Here is a 21,105-nt window from a genome sequence, read left to right on the forward strand (position 1 = left end):
CGTCGCGTGGATGTGACCCCGGAGGCTGCGGACCTGCTCCGCAGCCTCCGGGCGTCGCACGCCAAGCCGCTCATGTTCCACCAGTCCGGCGGCTGTTGCGACGGCTCGGCGCCGATGTGCTTCACGCAGGGGACCTACCTGGTGGGCCCGACCGATGTGCACTTGGGCGACCTCGACATCGGTGCCGACGAGGAGGGCGTCGATCCCGAGGGCATCGTCCCGGTGCACATCTCGCGCGAGCAGTTCAACTACTGGTCGCACACCCACATCACGATCGACGTCGTGCCCGGACGGGGCGCGGGCTTCTCGATCGAGGGCCCGACGGGCCATCGGTTCATCATCCGTTCGCGGATCTTCACCGAGGAGGAGACGGCCCTGTTGTCCGGATGAGGTGTCGCAGGATCGCCGGTGCCATGACGGTCGTCCCGAGCTGGGCGGCCCCTGCCTGGGGTTCGGCGGCTACCGGACTGCGGTGTGCAGGGCATCGAGGACGCTGGAGATGATCGGGCGCTGCGCGTTGCTCGTCCTCGCGACCGACAGGATGCGACGGTGCAGTCCGCGTCCACCCAGCTCGTGGAGGCGGACGGGTGCCAGGTTCCTGGCCACCGCCAGCCGGGGCAGCAGCGTGACACCGTGGCCCTGGGCCACGGACTCGACCAGCAGCAGGAGGTCGTCGGTCTCCCAGGTCACGTCCGGCTCGAACCCCTCGGCGCGACATGCATGTCGTACCGCCTGCCCGCAGGCCGCGCTCGCCGGCGGCATGACCCACGGTGTGTTCTTGAGGTCGGCCAGGCGGCGTGTCCGGTCAGCGCCGTCGGCGGTGACCAGTACCAAGGGCTCCTTGAGGATCTGGACCACCTCGAGGTGGTCCGGCAGGGCGAGTGGCACGTGGTCGTAGATGTCGATGACGGCGACGTCCAACGCCCCGCTGGCCACGTCCTCCAGGCTGGCGGACGGTTCGACCACCGAGACCCGTACATCGATGTCGGGATGCTCGGTGCGCACCCGATCGGCTGAGGGAAGCACGATCGACATGGCCGCCGAGGCGATGGCCCCGACCCGGACACGCCCCGCGAGCTCACCCTTCAGCTGGTCCATCTCCGTCCTGGTCTCCTCGAGCAGGCGCACGACCTGTCCGGCCTTCTCGACCAGGACCCGTCCGGCGCCGGTCAGGGCGACGCCACGACGTTGCCGCTCCAGGAGTCTGGCTCCGGCCTCACGCTCGAGGAGGGAGAGCTGCTGCGAGACGGCGGAGGCGGTGATCCCGTTGGCCCTGGCCGCGGAGGCGATGCTGCCGAACCTCGCGACGTCGTCGAGCAGCCGCAGCCGGGTCACGTCGGGCAGCGAGTCGTCGCGCATCGCACTCTCCTGACATAAGTCTTTCTTAATTCGGTTGACAGTTGAACGTTAGGTGAAAACGATAGGTGATGCGAGCCGTCCCGCGAACTCGACCACCACAGGAGCCATTGATGACCGACATCGCCGCCCGTACCAGAGAAGTCTTCGCACGCCTGGGCGCGGACGATCCCTTCGACGCCGAGGGAGACCTGATCTGTCGCTCACCCATCGACGGCGCCGAGATCGGTCGGCTGATGACCCACACCGCCACCGACGCTGCCGATGTCATCGGCCGCGCAGGGTCGGCGTTCGAGCAGTGGCGCAGCGTGCCGGCCCCGGTGCGTGGTCAGTTCGTCCGGGAGCTGGGTGAGCTGCTGCGCGAGCACAAGGACGACCTCGGTGCGCTGGTCTCGATCGAGGCCGGCAAGATCGTCTCGGAGGGCCTCGGCGAGGTGCAGGAGATGATCGACATCTGCGACCTGGCGGTCGGGCTGTCCCGTCAGCTGCACGGCCTGACGATCGCCACCGAGCGTCCCGGTCACCGGATGATGGAGCAGTGGCACCCCCTGGGGGTCGTCGGCGTCATCTCCGCGTTCAACTTCCCGGTCGCGGTCTGGTCCTGGAATGCGGCGCTGGCCTTCGTGTGCGGCAACGCGGTCGTCTGGAAGCCGTCGGAGAAGACCCTGCTGACCGCGCTGGCGTGCCAGTCACTGGCCGCCGAGGCGGCTCGCCGAGCAGGCGTGCCTGAGGGACTGTCGGCGGTCCTGGTGGGGGACCGCTCGATCGGTGAGGTCCTCGTCGACGATCCCCGCGTCGCGCTGGTCTCGGCGACCGGCTCCACCCGGATGGGCAAGGAGGTCGCGCCCCGCGTGGCTGCCCGCCTCGGCCGCACGCTGCTGGAGCTCGGCGGCAACAACGCCGCGATCGTCGCTGCGTCGGCTGACCTCGACCTCGCAGTCCGCGGCATCGTGTTCTCCGCGGTCGGTACGGCCGGCCAGCGCTGCACCTCCCTGCGGCGGATCATCGTCCACGAGTCGATCAAGGACGAGCTCGTCGCTCGGCTCAAGGCGGCGTACGAGACACTGCCGATCGGCTCGCCGTTGGAGCCCTCGACGCTCGTCGGCCCGCTGGTGGACCAAGGGGCGTTCGACGCCTTCGGGGCGGCGATCGGCCAGGCCCGGGCCGATGGCGGGACACTCGTCACCGGCGGCGAGCGTGCCGAGGTCGAGGGTGAGGGCTTCTACGTCCACCCCGCGATCGTCGACATGCCGGAGCAGACCGAGATCGTGAAGGCCGAGACCTTCGCCCCGCTGCTGTACGTCCTCAGCTACTCCAGCTACGAGGAGGCCGTGGCCCTGCACAACGACGTCGCCCAGGGGCTGTCGTCGTCGATCTTCACGCTCGACGTCCGCGAGGCCGAGGCCTTCCTCTCCGCGACCGGTTCGGACTGCGGCATCGCCAACGTCAACATCGGCCCCTCGGGGGCCGAGATCGGCGGAGCGTTCGGTGGTGAGAAGGAGACCGGCGGAGGCCGGGAGTCGGGGTCGGATGCGTGGCGTGCCTACATGCGCCGCTCGACCAACACCGTCAACTACTCCACCGAGCTCCCCTTGGCCCAGGGCGTGGAGTTCGTGTGAGCGGCGACGCCGAGTCCTCCCTCGTCACGGCGACAGCGCTGCGGGCCCGCTTCGCACGGGGGCTGTCCGAGCTCTACGGGCGGGAGGTTCCTGCCTACACGACACTCGTCGAGGTGTCCGAGGAGGTCAACGCCGACGTCGTGGCCCGCAGCGACGATGCAGAGCGGTTCGGGACGATCGAGCGTGTCACGGCCGAGCGCCACGGCGCGATCCGGCTCGGCACGCCGGAGGAGCTCGCCCAGGTCGCACGGATCTTCGGTGCGTGTGGGATGTATCCGGTGGGGTTCTACGACCTGAGGGAGGCCACTGTGGCGATCCCCGTCGTCTCCACGGCGTTCCGGCCGATCGATCGGGCCGAGCTTGCGGCCAATCCCTTCCGGGTCTTCACATCGTTGCTCGTCGTCGATGACCGGCGGTTCTTCGACGCGCCGCTCGAGGCGGAGCTGCGTGAGTTCCTCCAGGCCCGGACGCTGTTCGGCGACGAGCTGCTCGCCCTCGCGGACCGTGCCGAGGCGGACGGGGGACTGGCTGCTCCCGACGCGGACCGCTTCCTGGAGCTGGCGACGGCGGCCTTCGCGCTGTCGCCGGAGCCCGTGGAGCGTGACTGGTACGCCCGCCTCGAGGCGATCTCGAGCGTCGCCGCCGACATCGGAGGGGTCGCCGGCACTCATATCAACCACCTCACCCCCCGCGTGCTGGACATCGACGACCTGTACGCCCGCATGACCGAGCGCGGCATCGAGATGATCGACCGCATCCAGGGCCCGCCACGCACGGACAAGCCCGACGTGCTGCTGCGGCAGACATCCTTTCGTGCGCTCGCCGAGCCGCGAACGTTCCGGGACGCCGACGGCTCACTCTCGAGCGGGGACCTGCGGGTGCGCTTCGGTGAGGTGGAGGCCCGTGGCGTGGCCCTGACACCACGAGGCCGAGAGCTGTACGACGCCCACGGCATCGAGGCGTTCCCGGACACCGACGAGGAGCTGGCCAGCCAGGACCTCGCGTACTACGTGCGCGACGATGACGGGCGGCTGTCGCCGATCGTCTACGAGGACTTCCTGCCCAAGTCGGCCGCGGGCATCTTCGCCTCCAACCTGACCAGCGACGGATCGCTCGACGCCTCGCAGCAGGGCAGCGCCCGTGACGCCGCCTGGCTCCAGGGCGTGCTCGGTCGAGCGCTGCACGACCCGTACGCGCTCTACGACGCCGAACGCGCCGAGATGTAAACCCCTGTTACGATCGCGACTTCCGACGCGCCGCGCTAGCGTCGGGACCACCGGACGCAGAGGAGTGACATGGGCGACATCGGGTTCAAGCTGAAGGTCCTGCGCAGGATCGGGGTCCTCAAGCCGGTCGCCCCCCACCGTGGGTTCAAGGCGTTGAAGGCGCTCAAGACCTGGGGTCCGGGATTCCCGTCCGGGGTCGCGGCATCGGCCGCCCGCGCACCCGAGCAGACCGCCATCATCGACGACGCCGGAGAGATCACCTGGGGCGATCTCAAGCGCGACATCGACCGGTTCACCCAGGCACTGAAGGACCGCGGCGTCGGACCGGGCGTCTCCGTGGCGGTGCTGGCGCGCAACCACCGCTACCTCGTGATCACCCTCGTGGCGACCATGCAGGCGGGTGGCCGTGTCCTGCTGCTCAACACCATGGCCAGCGCGAGTCAGTTCACCGAGCTCACCCGACGCGAGGACGCCAGCCTGGCGATCATCGACGCGGAGTTCCTCGAGGTCGCCAAGGACATCGAGCGCGACTCCATCATCCTGGCCTGGGCTGCATCGGACTCCGGCGATGACGCGCCGGGAGACATGCCGAGTGTCGCCGGCCTGCTCGAGAAGCAGCCGGACACGCCCCACGGCAAGCCGGACAGGCCCGGCCAGATCATCATCTTCACCTCGGGGACGACGGGCCTGCCCAAGGGCGCCAAGCGGGAGGAGCCCAAGGATCTCAAGCCGCTGCTGACCTACTTCGGGGCGATTCCGTACCGCGGCAACTCCACCGTCGTCCTGGCGGCGCCCCTGTTCCATGCCTGGGGGCTGCTCAACTTCGGCTTCGGGCTGTCCACCACGCCCACCTACGTCCTGCGGCGCAGGTTCGTGCCGGAGCAGGTGCTGGAGGACATCGAGACCTACAAGGCGCGCGCACTCGTCGTGGTGCCCCTCATGATCCAGCGGCTCACGGACGTCCCGAGCGAGGCGGTCAGCAAGCATGACGTGTCCTCGCTGGAGATCACCGCGAGCAGCGGTTCCGCGCTCGCCGGAGAGCTCGCCAACCACTTCATGGACCTGTTCACGGACTCGGTCTACAACTTCTACGGCGCCACCGAGACCGGATGGGTGACGATCGCCGGCCCACAGGACCTGCGGGCGGCCCCGGGCACGGCCGGTCGTCCACCGTGGCGCACCACGGTCAAGATCCTCGACGAGAACGGCCAGGAACTGCCGCAGGGGCAGACCGGTGTCATCCACGTGGGCAACGACATGCCCTTCGGGGGGTACACCGACGGCAACTCCAAGTCCTTCGCTGACGGCCTGATGCACACCGGCGACCTGGGCTACTTCGACGCCGACGGCCGTCTGTTCGTCGCCGGCCGTGACGACGACATGGTCATCTCCGGTGGTGAGAACGTCTTCCCACGGGAGCTGGAGGACGCGCTCATCGAGCACCCCAAGGTGAGCGACGTCGTCGTCATCGGCGTCGATGACGACAAGTGGGGCCAGTCGCTCGCGGCCTACGTCGTCGTCAAGGACGGCGAACGCCTCGAAGAGGCCGAGGTCGTCGAGCATGCCAAGGCCCATGTCGCCCGGTTCGCGGTGCCGCGCAAGGTCACCTTCCTGGAGGAGCTGCCCCGCAACCCCACAGGCAAGGTCATGAAGCGCGAGCTGCCCAGTCCCGACTGAGCCCGTGCGCGCCGCTGTGACGGTGACGGGCTGTGACAGGCTTGCGCCGTGGACATGACCTGCGACTCCCGTCCGGACGGCCGCCCTGATCCCGGGCAGGTCGGGCGCGCGGGGGAGCCCTGTGAGGACATCGCCGGTCCAGACGCTGTCGGGTCAGTCACGTGAGGGTCGTCAACGCCCTGGACCGATTCCAGCGGCGTCACCGGGTGATCGGCTTCCCGATCGCGGTCGTCTACAAGTACTTCGACGACCAGGGCCCCTACCTGGCCGCCGTGATCGCGTACTACGGGTTCATCGCCATCTTCCCGGTGCTGCTGATCTCCACCTCGGTGCTCGGCTTCTTCCTCGATGGTGACCCGGGCCTGCGTGACCGACTGCTGGACTCCGCGCTGGGGCAGTTCCCGATCGTCGGCGACCAGCTCGGACGGCCGGAAGGCCTCACCGGCAGCACGGGGGCGATCATCATCGGTTCGATCGCTGCCCTCTACGGTGCGATGGGTCTGGGCCAGGCGAGCCAGAACGCCGCCAACATCGCGTGGGCGGTGCCGCGCAACAGTCGGGCCAACCCCTTCCTCATGCGGTTGCGGAGCCTGCTCTTCCTGGCGATCGCAGGCCTGGGCATCCTGGTGCTGGCGATCGCGACGTCGGTGCTCGCCAACATCGACGTGCCCGGTCGTTTCGAGGCGCCGCTCCTGCAGTGGGGGGTCCGTGCGGTGGTGTTCGGCCTGACCGTCGTCATCTTCGTCGGGTTGTTCCGCCTGGTCAGCGCGGGACGTGCCGGGACGCGCTCGGTGCTTCCCGGTGCGGTCGTCGCCGCACTCGGCTGGCAGGCGCTCCAGGTGGGTGGCAGTGCCTACGTCACGACCATCATCGGCCGCGCCAGCCAGATGAACCAGACCTTCGCCCTGGTGCTCGGTCTGGTGGCGTTCCTGTTCCTCGCGGCGACCATGGCCGTGCTGAGCCTTGAGGTGAACGTCGTGCTGCGCCGCCGGCTGTACCCGCGGGCCCTGCTGACTCCGTTCACGGACAGCGTCGAGCTCACGCGAGCTGATGTGAAGGCCTACACGATGTATGCCAAGGCACAGCGGCACAAGGGGTTCCAGACCATCTCCGCCACGTTCGACGCGGAGTGGAACACCGTCGAGCAGCCAGTCGTGCCGGGCGACGGGACGGTCCCTGCCGCCCCGTCGTCCACCGATCGAGCCGCCGACAGGTCGTCCCACTAGTGTGGGGTGCAAGCTCCCTGCGACAGAAGGACAACGCTCATGCCCACGGGCAAGGTCAAGTGGTACGACCCCGAGAAGGGGTTCGGCTTCCTCACCTCCGACGAAGGAGGCGACGTCCACGTGCGTTCTGACGCCCTGCCGGAGGGCGTGGAGGCGCTGAAGTCGGGAACCCGCGTGGAGTTCGGGATCGCGCAGGGGCGCCGTGGCGACCAGGCGCTGCAGGTCCGCGTCCTGGAACGTGCCGGCGCCAGCGCTCGGGCTGCGGCACCGGCCAAGCGCAAGAAGCCCGAGGAGATGGTGACCATCGTCGAGGACCTCATCCGTGTCCTCGACGACCTGGGGGAGGGGTACCGGCACGGCAGGCACCCTGATCGCAAGACGGCCCGTCCGGTGGCGCAGCTCCTGAGGGGCCTGGCCACCGAGCTCGACGCCTGAGGCGCAACTCAGGCGGGTCTGGTCCGGTAGGCGTCGCGGATGACGTAGGTCAGCCAGGCCAGCAACAGGGCAGCCACGGCGATCATCGCCAGCAGCACGTCGACGTCGGCCGAGTAGAGCCCGATGCCGATCAGGCCACCGATCACCCAGGAAAGCTGCAGCAGCGTCTCGGACCGCGCGAACATGCTGGTGCGGACCCCCTCGCGCACATCGCGCTGGATGAGTGCGTCGAGGCTGAGCTTGCCGAGGGACTGGCACAGCCCCACCGTCAGGCCGAGCAGTGCTGCCACGGGCCATCGGAAGAACAGTGCGGCCACCACCAGCGCCGTCACGTCGAGCACGAGCACCGCCAGGACCACGCGGTGCGGACTGCGTGACCTGGTGAGGTTGCCGATGATGACGCCCAGCGTGTTGCCGGCGCCGGCAGCACCGATGACCAGACCCATCAGGATGGTGGCGTTGCCGCCCCATCCGAGGGAGTCCGGTGGCTCGCGCAGGGTGAAGGCCATGAAGATGGTCAGGAAGCCGGTGATGAGACGCAGGCCGGCGTTGCTGCGCAGGCCGTCGACGACGTGCCGGGTGATCGAGATCCCCGTGCCGCGTCCGCCCATCTCGGCGAGGTCGACCTGCTCCTCGCCGGCGCTGGAGTCCACGCGTGACGGGAGCAGGATGGCCAGGACGGTGCCGACCACGAACAACATGAAGGCGTACCGCAGTGACCACTCGGCGCCGATCGCTGCGGCGCCGATGGCGATGGGGGCGGAGATGGCGGCCGCAGCGGTACCCGTGAGCGAGATGCGCGAGTTGGCCTTGACGAGGGTGAACTCCTCGGGGAGCAGGCGCGGGACGGCCGCGGCACGCGTGACGCCGTAGGCCTTGGAGGCCACCAGGCAGCCGAGGGCGGCGAGGTAGAAGGCCGGGGACTCCTCGGCGACCGCTCCGGCGAGCACCCAGCAGCAGAATCCCCGGATCGCCAGCGTGCTGCCGATCGCCCATCGCCGGCCTCGGCGGAATCGGTCCAGGAACGGTCCGATGAGTGGTGCGACGACCGCGAACGGCAGCATCGTCAGGACGAGGAACAGGGCCACCTGTCCGGCTGCCTGCTCCGTCGGCACCGTGAAGAACAAGGTGCCGGCCAGGGAGACTGCGATGGCGGCATCACCCGCGGTGTTGAACGCGTGCAGCTCCAGCAGTCTTGACAACCCGCTCTCACCGGCCCCGCCGGAGTGCGTGAAGCGGCGCGCACCGGAGAACGCGCCGGTGCCTCCGCGCGCCACGAGGCGTCCGGTGTTCGCGGAGAGACGCCGAGCGGCGTCGGCGGATCGGGAGATCGCCGACCCCTGTCGAGTCCGTTGCCCCATCCGCTGCTCAGTGGACTCCTCGGGAGCCGGTTGGTGCGGCGCGTCGTCACGGAGCCTCTCCCAGCCGTCGGGCTCACGGTCTGGCCCGTCCGCCGGGTCGAGATCGGCCATGCCCCCATCCTGCCCCACCCCGGGCAGGTGGGCAGGCAGGACATGGGCGAGAATCGGGGCATGACCACCGACACCGTGCTCGCCGAGGCCGTCGATGTCGCCAAGGCGGCCCTCGACGACGTCGCCGACCCCGCAGTGGTGGGTGACCACGTGCGGGTGGTTGCCGACGGTGAACGGCTCGTGACCCACTTGTTCGACTGCAGGCAGTCCGGCTATCACGGCTGGACGTGGGCCGTGAGCCTCTCACGTGCCCCCGATGAGGAGCGGGTCACGGTCAACGACGTCGTGCTGCTGCCGGGGGAGGAGGCCGTCGTCGCGCCCGCATGGACGCCCTATCGTGAGCGGATCCAGCCCGGCGACCTCAGCCCCGGTGACGTCCTGCCGCCGGAGGAGGACGACGTCCGGCTCGTCCCCGCCTGGTCGGCCGGGGACCACATCGACACCGTCGATCGGTACTTCGCCCGCGAGGTGGGGCTGGGGCGCGAGTGGGTGCTCTCGCTCGAGGGACGCGACGAGGCCGCGCAGCGTTGGCAGGACGGCGACCAGGGGCCGGACGTTGCCCTGGCCAAGCAGGCGCCGGGGCGGTGTCACTCCTGTGGTTTCCTGGTCAGCCTGACCGGCCCGTTGGCGGACCGCTTCGGCGTCTGCGCCAACGGCATGGCCAACGACGACGGCCGCGTCGTCGCGTACACGCACGGCTGCGGGGCCCACTCCGGCGCCCGGCTGAGCCGCTCGGCGGCTCCGCAGGAGCTGCCGCCTCCCGTCCTGGACACCGTCACGCACGACGACGTCGACGACCTCTGAGGAGTACGGCGCCGCGTCCGAGGCTGTCTGCTCAATGATCGATCCCCACGCAGCGCTCTCGGTGGTTCAGCGTCACGGAGCCTCTTCTCGGTGATCGAGTGCGACGCGAGCTCTGCGAGCGGTCATGGAGCCGTCGCGACGGGGCGTGGCCGTGACGCAGCGAGACGATGTTCGCGGTGGTCAGGTGTGTCGGGTGCCCTGGGGAGACGACGCTCACGTCCGCCAGGGCTCGACCCGGCTTGAACACCCTCATATAGTTGCCTTATGCAACGAAATGGATCACCGGCACCCGTGACCTCCTTCGTCGAGGAGGTCGTCGATGGCGGCGGGTCCGTCGAGCTGACCCACCGCGAGATCCTGGAGGTGCTGGTGGGGCTCCTCGCCGGCATGTTCACCGCGCTCATCAGCACCACGATCGTCGCGAACGCACTGCCCACGATCATCGCCGACCTCGAGGGCACCCAGACCCAGTACACGTGGGTCGTCACCGCGTCCCTGCTGGCGATGACCGTCTCGACGCCCGTGTGGGGCAAGCTGTCCGACCTGGTCGACAAGAAGGCCCTCATCCAGGTCGCGCTGCTCACCTTCGTGGTCGGCTCGGTGCTGGCGGGCCTCGCCCAGAACGTGCCCCAGCTGATCGCGATGCGCGTCGTGCAGGGTCTGGCCATGGGCGGTCTCACCTCGACCGCCATGGCGATCATCGGCACGATCATCGCGCCTCGGCAGCGTGGTCGGTACAGCGGCTACCTGGGGGCGACGATGGCCGTGGCCACCGTGAGTGGTCCGCTGCTCGGTGGCGTCATCGTCGACTCCCTCGGCTGGCGCTGGTGCTTCTTCGTGTGCGTCCCGCTGGCCGTCGTGGCGCTCGTGATGCTGCAGCGCTACCTCCGCCTGCCCACCATGCGTCGACGGGTGCGCCTCGACGTCGCCGGCGCCCTCCTGATCAGCACCGCCGCCGCGCTGCCCCTGCTCTGGGTGACCTTCGCGGGCGACACCTATCCCTGGATCTCCTGGCAGAGCGGTGCGTTCTGGGCGGCCACCCTCGTGCTCGGCGCGCTCGCCGTCGCCGTCGAGCTGAACCATCGCGAGCCCATGGTGCCCATGAAGGTCATCACCGAGCGGACCACGGCCTTGGCGATCATCGGCAGCGTCGCGGTGGGCATCGCGATGTTCGGGGGGTCGGTCTTCCTGGGTCAGTACTTCCAGGTGGCCGGTGGTCACAGCCCCACGATGGCCGGACTGCTCGGCATGCCGTTGATGGTCGGCTCATTGCTCGGGACAGTCGTCTCCGGGCAGCTCATCACCCGTACAGGGCGGTGGAAGGCCTTCCTCGTGGGTGGGTCGTCCCTGCTCGTGCTCGGGCTGGGCCTGCTCGCCACCGTCGACCACACGACGCCGGAGTGGCACACCATGGTCTTCATGGGCCTCATGGGTCTGGGGATGGGCATGCTGCTGCAGAACTATGTGCTCGCCGTGCAGAACACGGTTGGCGTCTCACAGGTGGGCGCGGCGAGCTCCAGCGTCATGTTCTTCCGTTCGCTCGGCGGCACGGTCGGTGTCTCCGTGCTCGGGGCGATCCTCGCCGCGCAGGTGCGCGACGACGTGACCAGCAAGCTGTCGTCGCTCGGTGCGTCCACCGGCGACACCTCGATGCTCGACGTCGGCTCCCTGCCGGAGCCCGTGGCCGAGGTGGTGCGTGGAGCCTACGGCGATGCCACGGGAACGATCTTCGCCGTGGCGGCGGGCGTTGCCGTCATCAGCGTGGTGGCGTCGTTGCTGATCCGTGAGATCCCGCTGCGCACCACGGTTCAGGACGAGCAGGACAAGCTCCCCGTCGCTTGAGCCTGGTCAGTCGGCGCGGCGACGTCCCGGCTGGTGCCTCAGGGCGTTGCGGCGGCGCCTGCAGTACTCGATGCCGATGAGTCCCAGACCGAGCCCGGCCAGGGCGGTCCACATCCACCAGGTGCGCTGTCCCTCGCTCAGCGTGCCGAGGAACGGGATCAGCGCGACGGCCACGACACCCCAGAGCACGGTGCCCACCGTCATGGTGCGCACGCCGTCGACGTCCATCGGCTCGACGTCGGCCACCTTGTGGGTGGTGCGCCCGATCTCGATCTCCTCCAGGTCTGGTCGGCCGAGCTCGTGCCGGCGCGCGGCTCGCTCCAGCCGGGCACGCTCACGGTGCCCGAGCTTGCGCTCGATGGTCTCGGGGCCGTCGTCGTCGTGCACGGTCCAGTCGTCCTGGCTCACGCCTCTCAGACTACCCGGACTCCCGTCATCTGAGCGGGTGCCGTGGGGCGATACAGGTGTCGTGCTGGGAGGATGGTGCCGATGAACCCCCGTCGACGTCGGCTGCTGATCCCCGGTCTGCTCGTCGTGCTGATCCTCATCGTCCTCGTCGTGTCGATCGGCCGGCAGGCGGCGGGCGTCGAGCCCGAGCCCCCGGCCGAACGCCTCGGCCTCGTCGACGACGTCCGGATCACCGAGTCCAGCGGACTGGCCATCAGTCACCAGGACCCAGACCTGGCGTACACGATCAACGACTCCGGCAACGTCGACGCAGTCTTCGCGATCGAGCTGTCCACAGGGGACGTCGTGGGCACGACCACCCTCACCGGGACCAACTGGCGCGACACCGAGGCGCTCGCACTGCACGACGGCACCCTGTGGGTGGCCGACGTGGGGGACAACACCGGAGTGCGCGACGAGGTCGCCCTCCACTCGCTCGACGAGCCGGGACGTGGCGACTCCACGACGACGGCTGCGCGTCACCGTCTCGTCCACCCCGACGGACCGTTGGACGTCGAGTCCCTCGCGATCGATCCGACGTCAGGGGAGATGGTGATGGTGAGCAAGCAGGTGCTCGCCGGTCAGCTCCTGCGTCTCCCGGCCGACCCCTCGACCGACGGCGTCACGCAGGTCGAGGCCACGGACGTGCAGACCCTGTCGCTGGCCACGGACGCCGCTTGGACACCGGATGGTCGCCATGTTGTGGTCCGCAACTACGGGCAGGCCCAGGTGCTGGACCCCGCTACGGGAGACGTCGAGGTGACGTTCAGGCTCCCCGAGCAGCCGCAGGGCGAGTCCCTGGCCGTTGATCCGGACGGAGCCTCGGTGGTGATCGGTAGTGAGGGTCAGCCGTTCCAGCTGTGGCGGGTGGCCCTGCCCATCGACACCGACGCCGACGCCGACGCCGAGGCCGAGGCCGAGGCGGGGACGCAGCCCGGTGCGGTGGCCGACGACGCGGTGCAGCGCCGTTGGCTGACACCGTTGCTCTCCGTGGTCGCGCTCGGTGTGCTCGCGGCCGTTGCTGCCTGGATGGTGCGGCGCCCGCGCCGCAAGGCTCGCCGGCGCTGACGGGAGTCTCGTCGGTCGGCTGACGCCGCAGCGTCCACGTCTGGCATGCTCCCTGCCATGGCCGAAACGTCTCGCCGTCCCGGATCCCGTGTCCCCACCTCGGCTGTCGACCGCTACTTCCGCATCTCCGAGCGGGGATCGAGCATCGCACGGGAGGTGCGCGGAGGTGTCGTCACCTTCTTGACGATGGCCTACATCATCGTGCTCAACCCGATCATCCTCGGGTACGCGCCGGACGTGGACGGCAACTTCCTCGGTGGGGGCGCCGAGCCCGACCTCGCCATGATCGCCGCCACCACGGCGCTCGTGGCCGGACTGCTGTCGATCCTCATGGGCGTGGTGGCCAACTTCCCGCTCGCCATCGCCGCCGGTCTCGGGCTCAACGCCTTCCTGGCGTTCTCGGTGGCCACCCAGATGACGTGGGCCGACGCCATGGGCCTGGTGGTGCTGGAGGGCATCATCATCCTCGTCCTGGTGCTGACCGGGTTCCGCAAGGCGGTCTTCGACGCGGTGCCCCGTGAGCTCAAGACCGCGATCGCCGTCGGGATCGGACTGTTCATCGCGCTCATCGGCTTCGTGAGTGCCGGCTTCGTGCGTGCGACGGGTGAAGCCTCGCCGCCGCTCGGCCTCGGCCTCGGCGGGACCCTCGCCGGCTGGCCGGTGCTGGTCTTCACCTTCGGCCTGATCCTCATGATCACACTGCACGCGCGCCGGGTCCCCGGGGCGATCCTGATCGGCATCGCGGTGACGACCGTCGTGGCGATCGTCGTCGAGAGGTTCGTGGAGGCCGGGCCGAGCGTCGTCGACGGGGAGCCGCAGCCCACCGGCTGGAACCTGAACGTCCCCTCCCTGCCGGACTCCTTCTTCTCCGCGCCGGACTTCGGGCTGCTCGGTGAGTTCAACCTCTTCGGGTCGATCGAGCGCGCCGGCCTGGTGACCGTCCTGCTGCTGGTCTTCTCGCTGCTCCTCGCGGACTTCTTCGACACGATGGGCACCATGACCGCGATCGGCGCCGAGGCCGACCTCAACGACGAGGACGGCACCCCCGAAGGGGCACAGCGCATCCTCATCGTCGACTCGATCTCCGCGGCCGCCGGCGGCGCGGCGTCGGTCTCCAGCAACACCTCCTACGTCGAGTCCGCCGCGGGTGTGGGTGACGGGGCACGCACCGGTCTGGCGAGCATCGTCACCGGCGCCTTGTTCCTGCTGGCGACGGTCTTCACGCCGATCGTCAACCACATCCCGAGCGAGGCGGCCGTCCCGGCGCTGGTGCTCGTCGGGTTCCTGATGATGACCCAGGTCGGGGAGATCGACTGGAGCGACGCCGAGATCGCCATCCCGGCGTTCCTGACGATCGTGGTCATGCCGTTCACCTACTCCATCGCGGCCGGCATCGGCGCCGGGTTCGTGGCGTTCGCACTGCTCAAGGTGGTCAAGGGCCGGATGCGCGCCGTCCATCCGCTGATGTGGATCGTGGCGATCCTGTTCGTGGTGTACTTCGCGATCAACCCCATCTCCGCCTGGCTCACCTGAGCCGGAGTCACTCCGTCACCGTCGAGGAGTCACTCCGTCACCGTCGGCGAGTCACTCCGTCGCCGCCGAGGAGTCACTCCGTCACGGGGCGGCATCGTGGGCAGGCCCATCCGCTAGCGTGAGCCGCATGCGCATTGCACTGGGAGACAAGCAACCCGAGGTCGACGACGCGGCGTGGGTCGCACCGAACGCGACCCTCGCCGGAGCCGTGAGGATCGAGCCTGGCGCCAGCATCTGGTACGGCGCGGTGCTGAGGGCGGACAACGAGCCGATCACGGTGGGCCGGGACTCCAACGTCCAGGACAACTGTGCCTTCCACGTCGACAAGGGCAAGCCGGTCACGCTGGGCGAGGGCGTCTCCGTGGGTCACGGAGCGGTCGTCCACGGCGCGACGATCGGTGACCACGTGCTCGTCGGCATGGGGGCGGTCGTGATGAATGGCGCCGTCATCGGTGACGAGACGTTGATTGCCGCGGGCGCGCTCGTCACAGAGGGGATGGAGGTGCCGCCGCGGTCCCTCGTCGCCGGTGTGCCGGCCAAGGTTCGACGCGAGCTGAGCGACGCGGAGGTCGCCAAGCTGCACCAGAACGCAGAGATCTACACCGAGCATCGCGAGCTGCACCGGACTGGGCTCGTGACGGAGTGACTCACCGGCGGTGACGGAGTGACTCGCGAGCGGTGACGGAGTGACTCGCGGATCAGAGGTGCTCGACCACCCAGTCGATGCACCGGGTGAGCGCCTCGACGTCGTCGGGGTCGATGGCCGGGTACATTGCGACACGCAGCTGGTTGCGTCCCAGGCCGCGGTAGCCGCCCACGTCGAGGATGCCGTTGTCGCGCAGCGCCGCGACGACGTCCTCGGCAGGCACGCCCTCGAGGTCGATCGTGCCGACGACGAGCGAGCGCTCAGCGGGGGCGTCCACGAACGGCCGCGCATACTCGCTCGCCTCCGCCCAGGAGTACAGGCGTCGTGAGGAGTCGGTGGTCCGCGCGACGGCATGGGTCAGTCCGCCGTCGGCGTTGAAGGCGTCCAGCTGGTGTGCCATCAGGAACAGCGTCGCGATCGACGGCGTGTTGTACGTCTGGTCCTTGCGGGAGTTGCTGATCGCCGATGGCAGGTCGAGGAACCCCGGGACGTGGCGCCCCGATGCCTTGACCCGCTCGGTCCGCTCGATCGCTGCCGGGGACATCAACGCGATCCACAGACCGCCATCGGATGCGAAGGACTTCTGCGGAGCGAAGTAGTAGGCATCGGTCTGCGTGAGGTCGACGGGCAGCCCACCCGCGCCGGACGTGGCGTCGGTGAGCACGAGGGCCCCGGGATCGGCACCCTCCACCCGGCGCACGGGCACCATGACGCCCGTCGACGTCTCGTTCTGTGCAGCGGCGTAGACGTCGATGCCGGGCGTGCCGTGGTGCGACGGGTGCGTCGACGGATCGGACTCGAGGATCTCGGGATCGGCCAGGAACGGTGCGGCCGCGACTGCCGAGGCGAACTTGCGGGTGAACTCGCCGTGCACGAGGTGCTGGCTGCGGTGCTCCACGAGCCCGAACGTCGCGGCGTCGAAGAACGCGTGCGAGCCACCGACGCCGTAGACCACCTCGTGACCGTCGGGAACGTCGAAGAACACCCGCAAGCCCTCCGTGACCCGTGCAACGAGGCTCTTGACGGGCGTCGCGCGGTGCGAGGTGCCCATGAGGGTTCGGTCGGTCGCGGCGAGCGCCCGCAGGGCAGCGGGGTCGACCTTGGACGGTCCTGAGGCGAAGCGGCCGTCGCGGGGACGCAGGTCAGCGGGTATCTCCACGGCTCCAGTCTTCCAGTCCTCCGGAACGTTGCGACGCCCGACCGGGTCGGCAGCGCACCCGACAGCGCCCGTTCAGTCATATTTCTCACACCGGGTGGTCCCGGTCACGGCACGGACCTAGCATGCCCCCATGGCATCTGACTCCGGCTCGGGCGTTGGCCCGGACGTGACGGTCGCCGTCCCCCTGGCTGAAGGCTTCGACCACGAGCTCGAGGAGTGGGAGAAGGCCACGGCCGCTGTCCTGCGCAAGACCAAGAAGCTGGGCGACGACGATCCCGACAGCGATGTGTGGGCACACCTGTCCACCGCGACTCTCGACGGCATCGACGTCCCACCGCTCGGCACCGCGGACCTGGTGTCCGGACTCCCGGACACGGGGCTGCCCGGACAGGCGCCGTTCACCCGCGGCTCGGTGGCCGGTCGTGAGCTCGACGGCTGGGACAACCGGGCCTGGCACACCGACCCCGACGTCGAGCGGACGGCCCAGCACGTCGTCACCGACATCGAGAACGGCGTCAACTCGCTGTGGATCTCCGTCGGGGAGGGGGCGGTGCCCACCGACGCGCTGGCTCGCATCCTCGAACCAGTCTTCCTCGACCTCGCGCCTGTCGTCCTCGACGCCCCTGACGATCCGTTGACCGCTGCCCGGACGCTCGACGCGGTCCTTCAGGACAAGGCCACGGACGCCGCCCCGGGCACGAGCTTCGGAGCAGACCCGATCGGCATCCGCGTTCGGCGGGCCACCGGTGGGGCCGTCGGGACCGACGATCTTTCCGTGGCCGTGGAGGTGGCACGCCTCGCGCAGGATCGTGGAGTGCGGGGCATCGTCGTCGACGGGACGGCGGTGCACGACGCTGGTGCCTCCGACGTGCAGGAGCTCGCGTACGTCCTGCTGGCCGGCGCCGCCTACCTGCGTCTGCTCACCCGCGAGGGCTTCACGCCCGACCAGGCGGCCGAGCAGCTCGACGTGCGGCTAGCCGCCACGGACGAGCAGTTCCCCACGATCGCCAAGCTCCGGGCTGCGCGGCGTCTGTGGAGCCGGATGCTGGAGCTCAGTGGGGTCGGCGAGGCGCAGCGGGCGCAGCGCCAGCACGTCGTGACGTCACGTCCGATGATGGCCTCCTACGACCCCTACGCCAACATGCTCCGCACCACCATCGCGGCCTTCGCCGCAGGCGTCGGTGGGGCCACGAGCGTCACGGTGCTGCCGTTCGACGAACCCCTCGGTCTGCCCGAGCCGTTCAGCCGGCGTATCGCCCGCAACACCAGCAGCCTGCTGATCAGCGAGTCGCACGTCGCGCGAGTCCTCGACCCGGCTGGTGGTTCCCATGCCGTGGAGAAGCTCACCGACGACACCGCGCGCGCAGCCTGGGCGCTGTTCACGGATCTGGACGGTGCGGGCGATCTGGACGCGAGCCTGGCCGCACTGCACGAGCGGGTGAAGGCCACGGTCTCGGACCGAGCGCTCGCGATCGCACGGCGCGCACGTCCGCTCACCGGCGTCTCGGAGTTCCCGAACCTGCACGAAGAGATTCCCGAACGCCGCCCGTACGGGCGCCACCTGCCTGTCCTGCGGTACGGACAGGAGTTCGAGCAGATGCGCGACGAGCCCGCCGCCGAGCCGGTCTTCCTGGCCACGATGGGCACGATCGCCCAGCACACAGCACGCGCGACCTTCGCGGCCAACCTGTTCGCCGCCGGCGGTATCGACACCGTCACCGCCGGACCCAGCGAGGGCCCGGAGGACGTGGTCACTGCCTACCGCGAGGCGGACACCCCCGCCGTGGTGTGCCTCACCGGCCCGGATCCGCTCTACGCCGCATGGGGCACGGACCTGGTGGCGGCGCTGCGCGAGGCAGGTGCGCGGCGTGTCGTCGTCGCGGGCAAGCCCGGTACCGTCGAAGAAGGCGCCGTCGATGCCAGTGCCGTCGACGATTGGGCGGCCGCGGGCCTGGACGCCCTGGCCTTCCTGCGCCGTACCCGAGAGGAGCTCGGTCGATGAGCATTCCCGAGAGCTTCGCCGGCCTGCCGCTGGACCCCGAGGAGCAGCCGACCCCCGACGCCGAGGCCTTCGCTGGCGCCACGGATGGCGCCGAGCCGTGGGACGCGCCCGAGGGCATCGCGATCAAGAACCTCTACACGGCGCAGGACCTCACCGGGCTCGACGGGCTGGACACCTACCCCGGACTGACGCCCTACCTGCGCGGCCCGTACCCGGCCATGTACACCACGCAGCCGTGGACCATCCGCCAGTACGCCGGATTCTCCACCGCCGAGGAGTCCAACGCCTTCTACCGCCGCAACCTGCGGGCCGGCCAGAAGGGCCTGTCGGTGGCCTTCGACCTCGCAACCCACCGCGGTTACGACTCCGACCACCCCCGGGTCAAGGGGGACGTCGGCATGGCCGGCGTCGCGATCGACTCCATCTACGATGCCCGCCAGCTCTTCGACGGCATCCCGCTGGATGAGATGAGCGTCTCCATGACGATGAACGGTGCCGTGCTGCCGGTGCTGGCGCTCTACATCGTCGCGGCCGAGGAGCAGGGGGTGAAGCCGGAACAGCTCTCGGGGACCATCCAGAACGACATCCTCAAGGAGTTCATGGTCCGCAACACCTACATCTACCCGCCGGCGCCGTCGATGCGGATCATCTCCGACATCTTCGCCTACACCGCCGAGCGGATGCCGCGGTTCAACTCCATCTCGATCTCCGGGTACCACATCCAGGAGGCCGGAGCCACGAACGACCTCGAGCTGGCCTACACGCTGGCCGACGGTGTGGAGTACATCCGGGCAGGCCTGGACGTCGGGCTCGACATCGACCGGTTCGCGCCGCGGCTGAGCTTCTTCTGGGCCATCGGCATGAACTTCTTCATGGAGGTCGCCAAGATGCGGGCCGGACGGGCCCTCTGGGCGCGTCTCGTGCGGGACTTCAATCCGTCCAACCCCAAGTCCCTGAGCCTACGGACCCACAGCCAGACCTCGGGTTGGAGCCTCACGGCGCAGGACGTCTTCAACAACGTCCAGCGCACCTGCATCGAGGCCATGGCAGCCACGCAGGGGCACACCCAGAGCCTGCACACCAACGCGCTCGATGAGGCCATCGCCCTGCCGACCGACTTCAGCGCCCGCATCGCTCGCAACACCCAGCTGGTGCTGCAACAGGAGTCCGGCACCACCGACGTCATCGACCCGTGGGGTGGTTCCTACTACGTCGAGAAGCTGACGCGTGACCTCGCCAACCGCGCCTGGGCACACATCCAGGAGGTCGAGAAGGCCGGTGGCATGGCCAAGGCCATCGAAGCGGGCATCCCCAAGATGCGTGTCGAGCAGGCCGCCGCGCGCACGCAGGCACGCATCGACTCCGGTGTGCAGTCGGTCATCGGCGTCAACACCCATCGACTGGCCGATGAGGACCCGCTGGACGTGCTCAAGGTCGACAACGCATCGGTGTACTCCCAGCAGGTGGCCAAGCTGGAGCGGCTGCGTGCCGAGCGTGACGACGCCGCCGTCGAGTCGGCCCTGCAGGCCCTCACCCGCAGCGCCGAGGCGGGGGCCTCACGAGACGGCTCACTCGACGGCAACCTGCTCGCACTGGCCGTCGACGCGGCCCGTGCCAAGGCGACGGTCGGAGAGATCTCACTCGCTCTGGAGAAGGTCTACGGGCGCCACCAGGCCGTGATCCGTACGATCTCGGGTGTGTACAGGACCGAAGCCGGACAGAATGGCAACATCGAGAAGGTCATCGAGGCGACGGCGGAGTTCGAGAAGGCAGAGGGACGTCGCCCCCGCATCCTGGTGGCCAAGATGGGTCAGGACGGACATGACCGCGGCCAGAAGGTGATTGTGACCGCCTTCGCCGACATGGGCTTCGACGTCGACGTCGGACCGCTGTTCTCCACGCCCGCCGAGGTGGCCCAGCAGGCGATCGACGCCGACGTCCACATCATCGGTGTCTCCAGCCTCGCGGCTGGCCACCTGACCCTGCTGCCCGAGCTCAAGGAGGCCCTGGCCGCGCAGGGCGGCGAGGACATCATGGTGGTCATGGGCGGTGTCATCCCGCCCGACGACGTGCCGACCCTGAAGGAGATGGGTGCGGCGGAGGTCTTCCTGCCGGGCACGGTCATCGCCGACTCCGCGCTCAGCCTGCTCGAGAAGCTGAGGTCGATCCCGCAGGCCTGAGCCACTCCCAAGGTTCGGAAGGCTCAGGCGACGTCGTCGCCGAAGACCCTGCGTGCGATGGTCTGCAGGTCGCGGTCGAGATGGCGGATCTCGGTGCGGACCGAGCCGAACTCGGTCTGCATCTCGCGACGGAGCCCGTCGATCTCGCGACGGAGGGAGCCGATCTCACCGTGTAGCTCGGTGCGGACGGAGCCGATCTCGGTGTGCAGGGATCTGACCTCGGTGCGGACGATACGCACGAACATCGTCGACATGAGCGTCAGCATGCCGAACAGGGCAGCCGCGAAGACCCCGATGAGGGTCCACACCTGCGGTTCGGTCACGGTGATCACTCCTCCAGTGTCGTCGGCCGGCCCGAGTATTTCCAGACCTGCGAAGCAACGTCCAGCCCGAGCGGGGTGTCCTGTGGACAA

General features: G+C 69.3%; 18 protein-coding genes. 13 read left to right on the top strand and 5 right to left on the bottom strand.

What is annotated here, in order from left to right; translation table 11 throughout:
- The first annotated feature begins 6 nt into the window (after window positions 1-6).
- Window positions 7-390, top strand: a complete 384-nt coding sequence (locus tag ACEVFP_RS05890; protein ID WP_375002706.1) for a DUF779 domain-containing protein — start codon at window positions 7-9, stop codon at window positions 388-390.
- A gap of 69 nt (window positions 391-459) precedes the next feature.
- Here the strand turns inward: ACEVFP_RS05890 and ACEVFP_RS05895 are convergent, their stop codons facing one another.
- The gene (locus ACEVFP_RS05895) at window positions 460-1,359 is read right to left on the bottom strand and encodes a LysR family transcriptional regulator (RefSeq protein ID WP_375002707.1); all 900 of its coding nucleotides are present in this window, start codon (window positions 1,357-1,359) and stop codon (window positions 460-462) included.
- Between the two features lie 110 nt (window positions 1,360-1,469).
- Here ACEVFP_RS05895 and ACEVFP_RS05900 point away from each other — a divergent pair, with 110 nt between their 5' ends.
- The 5 genes from ACEVFP_RS05900 (at window position 1,470) to ACEVFP_RS05920 (ending at window position 7,539) form a co-directional block, all read left to right on the top strand.
- A complete protein-coding gene (locus ACEVFP_RS05900) occupies window positions 1,470-2,975 on the top strand; it encodes an aldehyde dehydrogenase family protein (RefSeq protein ID WP_375002708.1) in 1,506 nt (501 codons plus the stop codon).
- Window positions 2,972-4,201 (top strand): 2-oxoadipate dioxygenase/decarboxylase family protein, encoded by a 1,230-nt coding sequence (locus ACEVFP_RS05905; protein ID WP_375002709.1) that lies wholly within the window; start codon window positions 2,972-2,974, stop codon window positions 4,199-4,201. The genes ACEVFP_RS05900 and ACEVFP_RS05905 overlap by 4 nt, the downstream gene beginning before the upstream one ends.
- A gap of 69 nt (window positions 4,202-4,270) precedes the next feature.
- The gene (locus tag ACEVFP_RS05910; RefSeq protein WP_375002710.1) at window positions 4,271-5,878 is read left to right on the top strand and encodes an AMP-binding protein; all 1,608 of its coding nucleotides are present in this window, start codon (window positions 4,271-4,273) and stop codon (window positions 5,876-5,878) included.
- A gap of 161 nt (window positions 5,879-6,039) precedes the next feature.
- On the top strand, window positions 6,040-7,104 hold the full coding sequence (locus tag ACEVFP_RS05915; protein ID WP_375002712.1) for a YihY/virulence factor BrkB family protein: 1,065 nt from the start codon (window positions 6,040-6,042) through the stop codon (window positions 7,102-7,104).
- A gap of 39 nt (window positions 7,105-7,143) precedes the next feature.
- Entirely contained in the window at window positions 7,144-7,539 is a 396-nt protein-coding gene (locus ACEVFP_RS05920; protein ID WP_375002713.1) for a cold-shock protein, read from the top strand.
- Between the two features lie 8 nt (window positions 7,540-7,547).
- Here ACEVFP_RS05920 and ACEVFP_RS05925 read toward each other — a convergent pair whose 3' ends face one another.
- Window positions 7,548-9,011, bottom strand: coding sequence for an MFS transporter (locus ACEVFP_RS05925; protein ID WP_375002714.1), 1,464 nt, complete (start codon window positions 9,009-9,011; stop codon window positions 7,548-7,550).
- A 60-nt stretch (window positions 9,012-9,071) separates the two neighbouring features.
- On the opposite strand from ACEVFP_RS05925, the gene ACEVFP_RS05930 reads away from it, so the two are divergent.
- Both ACEVFP_RS05930 and ACEVFP_RS05935 read left to right on the top strand, forming a co-directional pair.
- The gene (locus tag ACEVFP_RS05930; RefSeq protein WP_375002716.1) at window positions 9,072-9,815 is read left to right on the top strand and encodes a DUF3027 domain-containing protein; all 744 of its coding nucleotides are present in this window, start codon (window positions 9,072-9,074) and stop codon (window positions 9,813-9,815) included.
- A 291-nt stretch (window positions 9,816-10,106) separates the two neighbouring features.
- Window positions 10,107-11,657, top strand: a complete 1,551-nt coding sequence (locus tag ACEVFP_RS05935) for an MFS transporter (protein ID WP_375002718.1) — start codon at window positions 10,107-10,109, stop codon at window positions 11,655-11,657.
- 6 nt (window positions 11,658-11,663) lie between these two features.
- Here ACEVFP_RS05935 and ACEVFP_RS05940 read toward each other — a convergent pair whose 3' ends face one another.
- The gene (locus ACEVFP_RS05940) at window positions 11,664-12,065 is read right to left on the bottom strand and encodes a DUF2530 domain-containing protein (RefSeq protein ID WP_375002719.1); all 402 of its coding nucleotides are present in this window, start codon (window positions 12,063-12,065) and stop codon (window positions 11,664-11,666) included.
- 81 nt (window positions 12,066-12,146) lie between these two features.
- Between ACEVFP_RS05940 and ACEVFP_RS05945 the strand changes: the two genes are divergently transcribed.
- From ACEVFP_RS05945 to ACEVFP_RS05955, 3 genes are all read left to right on the top strand, one after another.
- Window positions 12,147-13,172 (top strand): hypothetical protein, encoded by a 1,026-nt coding sequence (locus tag ACEVFP_RS05945; protein WP_375002721.1) that lies wholly within the window; start codon window positions 12,147-12,149, stop codon window positions 13,170-13,172.
- Between the two features lie 57 nt (window positions 13,173-13,229).
- Window positions 13,230-14,705, top strand: a complete 1,476-nt coding sequence (locus ACEVFP_RS05950) for an NCS2 family permease (protein ID WP_375002723.1) — start codon at window positions 13,230-13,232, stop codon at window positions 14,703-14,705.
- 127 nt (window positions 14,706-14,832) lie between these two features.
- On the top strand, window positions 14,833-15,351 hold the full coding sequence (locus tag ACEVFP_RS05955; protein ID WP_375002724.1) for a gamma carbonic anhydrase family protein: 519 nt from the start codon (window positions 14,833-14,835) through the stop codon (window positions 15,349-15,351).
- Window positions 15,352-15,403: 52 nt separating this feature from the next.
- On the opposite strand, the gene serC is transcribed toward ACEVFP_RS05955, so the two are convergent.
- A complete protein-coding gene (gene serC / locus ACEVFP_RS05960; protein WP_375002725.1) occupies window positions 15,404-16,510 on the bottom strand; it encodes a phosphoserine transaminase in 1,107 nt (368 codons plus the stop codon).
- 130 nt (window positions 16,511-16,640) lie between these two features.
- On the opposite strand from serC, the gene ACEVFP_RS05965 reads away from it, so the two are divergent.
- Both ACEVFP_RS05965 and scpA read left to right on the top strand, forming a co-directional pair.
- Complete coding sequence (locus tag ACEVFP_RS05965) at window positions 16,641-18,512, top strand: methylmalonyl-CoA mutase family protein (RefSeq protein WP_375002726.1); 1,872 nt, start codon at window positions 16,641-16,643, stop codon at window positions 18,510-18,512.
- Window positions 18,509-20,692: a methylmalonyl-CoA mutase gene (gene scpA / locus ACEVFP_RS05970; RefSeq protein ID WP_375002727.1), complete on the top strand. Its 2,184-nt coding sequence runs from the start codon at window positions 18,509-18,511 to the stop codon at window positions 20,690-20,692. Before ACEVFP_RS05965 ends, scpA begins: the two co-directional genes overlap by 4 nt.
- A 23-nt stretch (window positions 20,693-20,715) precedes the next feature.
- Here scpA and ACEVFP_RS05975 read toward each other — a convergent pair whose 3' ends face one another.
- Window positions 20,716-21,015, bottom strand: coding sequence for a hypothetical protein (locus tag ACEVFP_RS05975; RefSeq protein WP_375002728.1), 300 nt, complete (start codon window positions 21,013-21,015; stop codon window positions 20,716-20,718).
- Between the last annotated feature and the right edge of the window lie 90 nt (window positions 21,016-21,105).

The organism is Aeromicrobium sp. CTD01-1L150 (genome assembly GCF_041951745.1).
Lineage (GTDB): Bacteria > Actinomycetota > Actinomycetes > Propionibacteriales > Nocardioidaceae > Aeromicrobium.

What these genes read in the sequence shown, in the direction of transcription:
- ACEVFP_RS05895 (WP_375002707.1), bottom strand. Translation starts at nt 1,359, where the DNA reads ATGCGCGACGACTCGCTGCCCGACGTGACCCGGCTGCGGCTGCTCGAC.
- ACEVFP_RS05900 (WP_375002708.1), top strand. Translation starts at nt 1,470, where the DNA reads ATGACCGACATCGCCGCCCGTACCAGAGAAGTCTTCGCACGCCTGGGC.
- ACEVFP_RS05910 (WP_375002710.1), top strand. Translation starts at nt 4,271, where the DNA reads ATGGGCGACATCGGGTTCAAGCTGAAGGTCCTGCGCAGGATCGGGGTC.
- ACEVFP_RS05920 (WP_375002713.1), top strand. Translation starts at nt 7,144, where the DNA reads ATGCCCACGGGCAAGGTCAAGTGGTACGACCCCGAGAAGGGGTTCGGC.
- ACEVFP_RS05925 (WP_375002714.1), bottom strand. Translation starts at nt 9,011, where the DNA reads ATGGCCGATCTCGACCCGGCGGACGGGCCAGACCGTGAGCCCGACGGC.
- ACEVFP_RS05930 (WP_375002716.1), top strand. Translation starts at nt 9,072, where the DNA reads ATGACCACCGACACCGTGCTCGCCGAGGCCGTCGATGTCGCCAAGGCG.
- ACEVFP_RS05945 (WP_375002721.1), top strand. Translation starts at nt 12,147, where the DNA reads ATGAACCCCCGTCGACGTCGGCTGCTGATCCCCGGTCTGCTCGTCGTG.
- ACEVFP_RS05950 (WP_375002723.1), top strand. Translation starts at nt 13,230, where the DNA reads ATGGCCGAAACGTCTCGCCGTCCCGGATCCCGTGTCCCCACCTCGGCT.
- ACEVFP_RS05955 (WP_375002724.1), top strand. Translation starts at nt 14,833, where the DNA reads ATGCGCATTGCACTGGGAGACAAGCAACCCGAGGTCGACGACGCGGCG.
- ACEVFP_RS05965 (WP_375002726.1), top strand. Translation starts at nt 16,641, where the DNA reads ATGGCATCTGACTCCGGCTCGGGCGTTGGCCCGGACGTGACGGTCGCC.
- scpA (WP_375002727.1), top strand. Translation starts at nt 18,509, where the DNA reads ATGAGCATTCCCGAGAGCTTCGCCGGCCTGCCGCTGGACCCCGAGGAG.